This is a genomic window from Bacteroides sp. RTP31139st1_H2_RTP31139_211217 (assembly GCF_040227615.1).
Classification (GTDB): Bacteria; Bacteroidota; Bacteroidia; order Bacteroidales; family Bacteroidaceae; genus Bacteroides; species Bacteroides uniformis.
On sequence record NZ_JBCNZM010000197.1, the window covers coordinates 1 to 7535 of the forward strand.

Consider the following 7535-nt stretch of genomic DNA (forward strand, 5'->3'; position numbering starts at 1 on the left):
GAGTAGGCTCTTCCGTATGCTATATGAATGGCGAGAGGATTGGAAACGATGTATTCGGTCCTTTGCCTACCTGGTACGATGCTTCTGTATCTTATCTGACCTATGATGTCACCCCCTTGTTGAAGTCCGGTACCAATGCGATAGGCGTGGCTCTGGGCAACGGCCGCTATCTTTCCATGCGCGCCAATGGGATGGTAGGTTTTGGTTTGCCCCGTCTCATGGCGCAGTTGAATATAGAGTACGACAATGGTGAGACGGTGTCGGTAGTCAGCGATGATTCCTGGAAAGCGACGAACCACGGTCCTATAACTGCGAACAACGAATTTGACGGTGAACATTACGATGCCCGCTTGGAATTGGGTAAATGGACGGAAAGCGGCTATGATGATTCCGGATGGCAGTTGGCCGAACGGATGGAGGCTCCCAAAGGAAAACTTGTGGCACAGCTCTCTCCGAGTCTGAAGGTGATGGAGGAAATAAAGCCAATATCCGTTAAATCGGTAGGTGATGGAAGATATATCGTGGATATGGGGCAGAATATGGTAGGAATACAGCAGGTGAAACTGCGTGGCAAGAAGGACAAGCCCATTACCATGCGTTTTGCCGAAGTGCTGAAGGACAATGGTACGGAACTGTATCTTGACAACCTGCGCAGTGCCCTTGTCACGGATATTTATACTCCTGCCGCTGACGGTGAGTTTGTTTGGGAACCGTTGTTTGTTTACCATGGTTTCCGTTTTATGGAAATATCCGGTTTGGACTATGAACCGGCAGCGGATGATTTCACCGGTAAGGTGGTGTATGATGAAATGGCAACGAACGGTACGTTCGAGACTTCCGAGGAGTTGATTAACAGACTTCACAAGAATGCCTATTGGGGAATCCGTGGAAACTATCGCGGTATGCCTACCGACTGCCCCCAGCGTGATGAACGTCTTGGATGGCTGGGCGACCGCACTACCGGTGCCTATGGTGAAAGTTTCATTTTCGGCAATGCCTTGATGTATAAGAAGTGGCTGGTGGATATAGAAGAGTCCATGAATGAAAATGGAAGTATCTCTGTGGTATCTCCCCGTTACTGGACCATCTTCCATGATGACGTGACTTGGCCGGCTGCCTATTTTTACGTAGCCGACATGCTTTACCGCCAGTTTGGCGATGATAGCTCCATCAAAGAGCGCTATCCGTCCATGAAGCGCTGGGTAAACCACATGACGGAGACCAAAATGAAGGACTATATTCTGGTGAAGGATGAATACGGGGATTGGTGCATGCCTCCCGAGTCGCCGGAGCTGATTCATTCGGAGGACCCTGCCCGTAAGACGAACGGTGAAGTGTTGAGTACAACGGTGTTTTACAGTATTCTGCAACTGATGGAGAAGTTCGCGCAAATGAACGGACTTCCGGCAGATGCTGAAGAGTATGCAGCACTTGCCATTAAGGTCAAGGACGCTTATAACAAGAAATTCTTCAATACTGAGGCTGCACAGTATGACAACAATACGGTGACGGCAAACCTGCTTTCCCTCAGACTGGGTCTGGTTCCCGACGGATATGAAGATAAAGTATTTGCCAATGTCGTGGAGAAGACGGAAAAAGACTGTAAGGGACATGTCAGTGCCGGTGTGCTTGGCATCCAGCATCTGATGCGCGGACTTACCGAGTACGGTGGACTGGAACTTGCCTATAAGATAGTGACCAATGACACTTATCCCTCATGGGGCTACATGATTAAGAAGGGTGCAACCACCATTTGGGAATTATGGAATGGTGACACGGCAAATCCGGCGATGAATTCAAGAAACCATGTGATGCTTTTGGGAGATCTGCTGATATGGTTCTATGAGGATCTTGCCGGCATAAAGAATACTCCCGCTTCCGTCGGGTTCAAGCAGATTCTGATGGAACCGGTATTCCCGGAAAAACTGAATTATGTGAATGCTTCGCATGTATCGCCTTATGGCAGAATAGGAAGTTCCTGGAAACGTGATGGCAATAAGCTGGAGTGGAACGTTGAGATTCCTGCCAATACAACCGCTACGGTCAAGCTGCCGCTTGACTTCCATGTACAGGTAGATGCCGGTCAGGCGGGGATTCATTCCGTGGAGGAGGCTGACGGTAAGCTGGTAGTCGAATTGGGTTCCGGCAAGTATGTATTCATGTCTGAATGATATTTTTCTAACAACAATAAAACAGATGTAACTATGAGACTAAAAAGATTGTTTTTTGGGGTAATGCTTTTGGTGGGCATTACGGGTGCCGGAGCGACAAATGCTGCTCCGGAAGACATCTCTGCTTCTATTTCCTTGAAAGTGCCGGGGAATGATGCCAAGCAATATCCGCTGGCCTTGCAGAAGATGCAGGATGGTATGTACAGCTGCCGGGCTTCGGAAAAGTTACCGTTGGACATCATCCGCCAGGTGGTGGACAAGGATGGCAAACAGCGCATTACCGTCACACTCAAGGCGCTGGAAAATGTGTATTTCAACTACGGGGAACAGATAAAGACCGGTTACAAGCATTCGGACTGCCAGTTCTACATGCCGGGCTTCTGGTATCGCCGCAACCTGCGTTCGCCGAAGGAGGCTCCTTCTTTCCACACATCGGACAGTTGGCTGGTGCGTGAGGACCGTTTGAGCACTCCGCTGACGGCAGCTTTCAATCCGGCAAGCGGTACGTCCATGTCGGTTATCCGTATTGACAAGTTCGACAAGGAAGCTTTGACCACTCATAAGGAGGGAGAGGTAATCTTGTCCGGCGAGACTTCCATCGGATATACCGGTTTCTGCAATGTGGATGGTATGACTGTCTTGGCATACGGTTTCCCCTATAAGGAAGCACCGAAGACATATATCCGCAAATTGACGCTGGCTCCTGCCGTTGAGGCTTTCCAGCTGCTGCGTAAGGGCGACAGCATCTCCGTGACTTGGGAGGTGTCCGAAAGGAATGCTGCCGATTTTTCGGAATGCGTACAGCGCACCTGGGAGTATTGTTATGACACTAACCGTCCGAAACCGGTTGACACACCTTACACGGTAGACCGCATGAAGGAGGTGATGAGCAACTTCTTCGTGGAAAGCTATGTTGGCAATACCCCCACTCATTATTATTCCGGTGTAGAGTTGGAGACTGCTACTTGTGCCAATACCGATGTTGCCGAAGTGGGCTTTGTGGGACGTACATTGCTGAACGCTTTCAATGCTTTGGAGTATGGCAAACAGCAGAACCGCCAAGACCTGGTGGACAATGCTAACCATATCTTTGACACTTATCTCCAGAACGGTTTTTCGCCTGCCGGTTTCTTCAACGAAGTGGTACACTACAACCGCGACTTCAAGGAAACCAGACATAGCATTCGACGTCAGTCCGAAGGCGTATATGCCATTCTGAACTATCTGAACTACGAGAAACAGCAGAAGCGTAAACACCCCGAATGGGAGAAACGCATCAAGGGCATGCTGGACAGCTTCCTCAAGTTGCAGAACGAGGACGGCAGCTTCCCGCGCAAGTTCAAGGATGATTTCTCTATCGTGGATGCCAGCGGTGGTAGCACGCCTTCGGCAACATTGCCTTTGGTGATGGCGTCCAAGTATTTCAAGGACAAACGTTATCTGGCAAGCGCCAAGCGTACGGTAGACTATCTGGAGAAGGAACTGATATCCAAAGCCGATTATTTCTCTTCTACGCTGGATGCTAACTGCGAGGACAAGGAAGCCTCCTTGTATGCTGCTACGGCTGCTTATTACCTGGCTTTGGTTACCAAAGGAGAAGAGCGTGCACACTATGCCGGTCTGGCAAAGAAAGCCGCTTATTTTGCCTTGTCATGGTATTATACTTGGGATGTTCCTTTTGCCGAAGGTCAGATGCTGGGAGATATCGGCTTGAAAACCCGTGGTTGGGGAAATGTGTCGGTAGAGAATAACCATATCGATGTATTTATCTTCGAATTTGCCGATGTGCTGCATTGGCTCTCCAAAGAGTACAACGAGCCGCGCTTCTCTGACTTTGCCGAGGTGATATCCACTTCCATGCGCCAGTTACTGCCGTATGAAGGACACATGTGTGGCATTGCCAAAGTAGGCTATTACCCGGAAGTGGTGCAGCATACCAATTGGGATTACGGACGTAACGGAAAGGGATATTACAACAATATCTTCGCTCCGGGCTGGACGGTTGCTTCTTTGTGGGAGTTGTTCACTCCGGGACGTGCGGAGCAGTTCTTGTTGAAAAAATGATAGTCTAAACAGTAACCAATATTGTATTTATGAATAAGATGATGACTTTGTTGGCAAGCGTGATGCTATTGGCATCGGCTTGCACGGGCAAACAGGCGAGTGAAAAGACTGCTTCTGGACTGGAACCTGCGAACTTCCGTACGGAAGTGGATGGCAAGCAGACAGACTTGTTTGTTTTGGAGAATAAGAATGGTATGGAAGTTTGTATTACGAATTTCGGTGGACGTATTGTATCAGTGATGGTGCCGGACAAGGATGGCGTTATGCGTGATGTGGTGCTGGGCTTCGATTCCATTCAGGACTACATCAAGTTCCCTTCGGATTTCGGCGCTACCATCGGACGTTATGCCAACCGTATCAACCAGGGTAAGATTACAGTGGATGGGGTAGAGTATCAGCTGCCGCGCAACAATTACGGTCATTGCCTGCATGGAGGTCCCAAGGGATACCAATATCAAGTGTTCGATGCCCGTCAGTTGAGTGACCGGGTTCTGGAACTGACTTATCTGTCGAAAGACGGAGAGGAGGGCTTCCCGGGTAACCTGACCTGCAAGGTCACTTTCTCGCTGACAGATGACGATGCCATCGACATTCGTTACAGTGCCGAAACAGACCGTACCACTGTTGTCAATATGACGAACCATTCTTACTTCAATCTGGATGGCGATCCCTCCAAGTCCAATTCGGATTATCTGCTCACTATCGATGCAGATGCTTATACCCCCGTGGACAGTACCTTCATGACTACCGGTGAGATTGTTTCCGTAGAAGGTACGGATATGGATTTCCGCACTCCTACTGCTGTTGGCGCCCGTATCGACAATGACTTTGAGCAGTTGAAGAACGGCAAGGGCTATGACCACAACTGGGTACTCAATACGAAGGGCGATGTCACCCGCCCGTGTGCCACCCTCGAATCTCCCTCAACGGGTATTGTGCTTGATGTCTATACCAACGAACCGGGCATTCAGATTTATGCCGGTAACTTCCTGGATGGCACACTGACCGGAAAGAAAGGTATCGTGTACGGTCATCGTGCGTCCGTCTGTTTGGAGACGCAGAAATATCCCGATACGCCCAACAAGCCGGAATGGCCTTCGGCGTTGCTGAAGCCGGGAGAAAAGTATGACAGTCATTGCATCTATCGCTTTTCGGTGAAGAAATAAATATAGGGGATGTGTCATCTGTGTGCTATCAACCGTTTTGATACCCTCTTATTGTATGGCCTTTTTTGTGAATCTAAAACATAATATACAATGAAACACTTTAGTGTTTTTTTATTGGCTGCTTTATTCCCTTTGATTTTCATGGGTTGCAAAAGTGAGGAAGACTCTTATCCTCCTATTCATTATGGATACAATTTAGCATTTGTCGATGAAAATGGTAATGATTTGATTGAGGGAATGCAAACCGGTCTTGGAAGAAATGGTAAGCCTGCTTTGAGAGAGAAAGATTACTCCTATAAATTGGTAGAACCCGATTCTAAAGATGACTTTACCGGACCGGACTGTATCTATGTGGAAAGCAGGGACGGACTTTTTACTTTGGCAATCTTTGATGCACTATGGGATGGATATAAATATGACAAGAAGCCTGAAGTATTGAGGCGTACGTTTGTTTGTCCCTATATCTTTGGTGACGGAGAGGAACATTCCATTATTTCCCATTGGAAGTACAATGATGGTTATGGCAGTGTTGAACTTATTAGAGTAACTATAGATGGTGTGGATGCCCGCATCGAATCAGGAGCAGACAAATATCACCCGTTAGTTGTCGTTGTGTTGACAAAGTAACTTGTTTTTCTTAAATACTCTGTCTTGGTAAAATCAGCACTTTATCAAGACAGAGTTTTTATTCTTTGGAATTACCGCATCGCCAGCGCCTTATTCTCCGCCTCCTCCATAATCTCCCGTTCTCCCGGCCCTTTGTCATTGATGCCGCAAAGGTGGAGGATGCCGTGGATGATGACCCGGTACAGTTCACGTTCGTAGTTGTTATCGGCGAACTGTTCCGCATTGGTGCGTACGGTATCGAGGCTGATGAAGAGGTCACCGCTAAGGCGGTTGCCTTCACAGTAGTCGAAAGTGATGATATCTGTGTAATAATCGTGTTGCAGATATTGGCGGTTCACTTCGAGTATCTTCTCGTCCGAGCAGAAGATGTAGGCGATTTCACCGACTCTTTTTCCGTAAGTGGCGGCTACGGATTTTATCCATTCCGTGGTTTCACGCTTCTTGATGGATGGCATTTCCACGCCGTCTGTCTGATAACTAATCATTTTATTTACGATTTAATGATTTACGATGTACGATTGAAATTACGTTCTTGCGATTAAGCTAGTTCTTTTAAAAGAAGAATAAGTAACTGATGATGATGGCTGCAATGATGCCGGAAAAATCGGCAATCAGCCCACACGTCACGGCATTCCTCGTTTTGGTGATACCTACGCTGCCGAAATACACAGCAAGGATATAGAACGTAGTATCCGAAGCACCGCGTACCACGCAGCTCATACGGCTGACGAATGAATCGGGACCATATTGCTTCATGGTGTCAATCATCAGTCCGTTGGCACCGCTGCCGCTCAGTGACTTCATCAAGGCAGTGGGCAGGGCACCTACAAAACTGGTATCTACACCGAATAGTCCTACTACATAACCGATACCGTTCACCAGTATATCCATGGCGCCGGAAGTGCGGAAAACGGCGATTCCAACGAGAAAAGCAACCAGATAAGGGATAATGCGTATGGCAGTGGTAAAGCCTTCTTTGGCTCCTTCTATAAAGGCATCGTATACATTGATTTTCTTCCATAGCCCCCAGAGGATGAACAGCAGGATGATGGAGAACAGCAGTATGTTGGCAATTAAAGTGGAATATACACCCATTTCATCACGGCTAATCTGTGTGAACAGATAAATGAGTGCGGCAAAGAAAAGACTGATGCAGCCAATCAGGATAAGTATGGGCTTGTTCAGCAGGTTGATGCGTTGTGCAATGCTGACGGCAATGACACCGACAATGGTCGAGATGGCGGTCGTTATCAGTGTGGGGATAAAGATGTCCGTGGGTTGGGCGGCACCCATCTGCGAGCGATACATCATGATGCTGACGGGGATAAGTATCAGTCCCGAAGTGTTGAGTACAAGGAACATTACCATCGGATTGGTGGCAGTATCCTTTTTCGGGTTTAGTTCCTGAAGTTCCTTCATGGCTTTCAGCCCCATTGGGGTAGCGGCATTGTCCAGCCCCAGCATGTTGGCAGAGAGATTCATGAATATGGAACCCATGGCAGGATGT

General features: G+C 48.1%; 6 protein-coding genes. 4 read left to right on the forward strand and 2 right to left on the reverse strand.

Annotated elements, in window-relative coordinates; genetic code table 11:
- The 4 genes from ABUA47_RS21420 to ABUA47_RS21435 form a co-directional block, all read left to right on the forward strand.
- Positions 1-2171, forward strand: a 2171-nt coding sequence (locus ABUA47_RS21420) for a family 78 glycoside hydrolase catalytic domain (RefSeq protein ID WP_349832023.1), incomplete at its 5' end; no start/stop codon positions are given.
- A 33-nt stretch (positions 2172-2204) separates the two neighbouring features.
- Positions 2205-4235 (forward strand): hypothetical protein, encoded by a 2031-nt coding sequence (locus ABUA47_RS21425; protein WP_347774413.1) that lies wholly within the window; start codon positions 2205-2207, stop codon positions 4233-4235.
- Positions 4236-4264: 29 nt separating this feature from the next.
- Positions 4265-5401, forward strand: coding sequence for an aldose epimerase family protein (locus ABUA47_RS21430; protein WP_008662152.1), 1137 nt, complete (start codon positions 4265-4267; stop codon positions 5399-5401).
- 90 nt (positions 5402-5491) lie between these two features.
- Positions 5492-6028 carry a hypothetical protein gene (locus ABUA47_RS21435; RefSeq protein WP_005826131.1) on the forward strand — a complete coding sequence of 179 codons (537 nt, stop codon included), beginning with the start codon at positions 5492-5494 and terminating at the stop codon, positions 6026-6028.
- Positions 6029-6099: 71 nt separating this feature from the next.
- Here the strand turns inward: ABUA47_RS21435 and ybeY are convergent, their stop codons facing one another.
- Both ybeY and ABUA47_RS21445 read right to left on the reverse strand, forming a co-directional pair.
- Entirely contained in the window at positions 6100-6513 is a 414-nt protein-coding gene (gene ybeY / locus ABUA47_RS21440) for an rRNA maturation RNase YbeY (RefSeq protein WP_005826129.1), read from the reverse strand.
- 67 nt (positions 6514-6580) lie between these two features.
- Positions 6581-7535 (reverse strand): nucleoside recognition domain-containing protein (locus ABUA47_RS21445; RefSeq protein ID WP_349832025.1); only part of this gene is annotated, 955 nt, incomplete at its 5' end.

Excerpts from the sequence above, each read along its gene's own strand:
- ybeY (WP_005826129.1), bottom strand. The coding sequence starts at position 6,513 with ATGATTAGTTATCAGACAGACGGCGTGGAAATGCCATCCATCAAGAAG.
- ABUA47_RS21425 (WP_347774413.1), top strand. The coding sequence starts at position 2,205 with ATGAGACTAAAAAGATTGTTTTTTGGGGTAATGCTTTTGGTGGGCATT.
- ABUA47_RS21435 (WP_005826131.1), top strand. The coding sequence starts at position 5,492 with ATGAAACACTTTAGTGTTTTTTTATTGGCTGCTTTATTCCCTTTGATT.
- ABUA47_RS21430 (WP_008662152.1), top strand. The coding sequence starts at position 4,265 with ATGAATAAGATGATGACTTTGTTGGCAAGCGTGATGCTATTGGCATCG.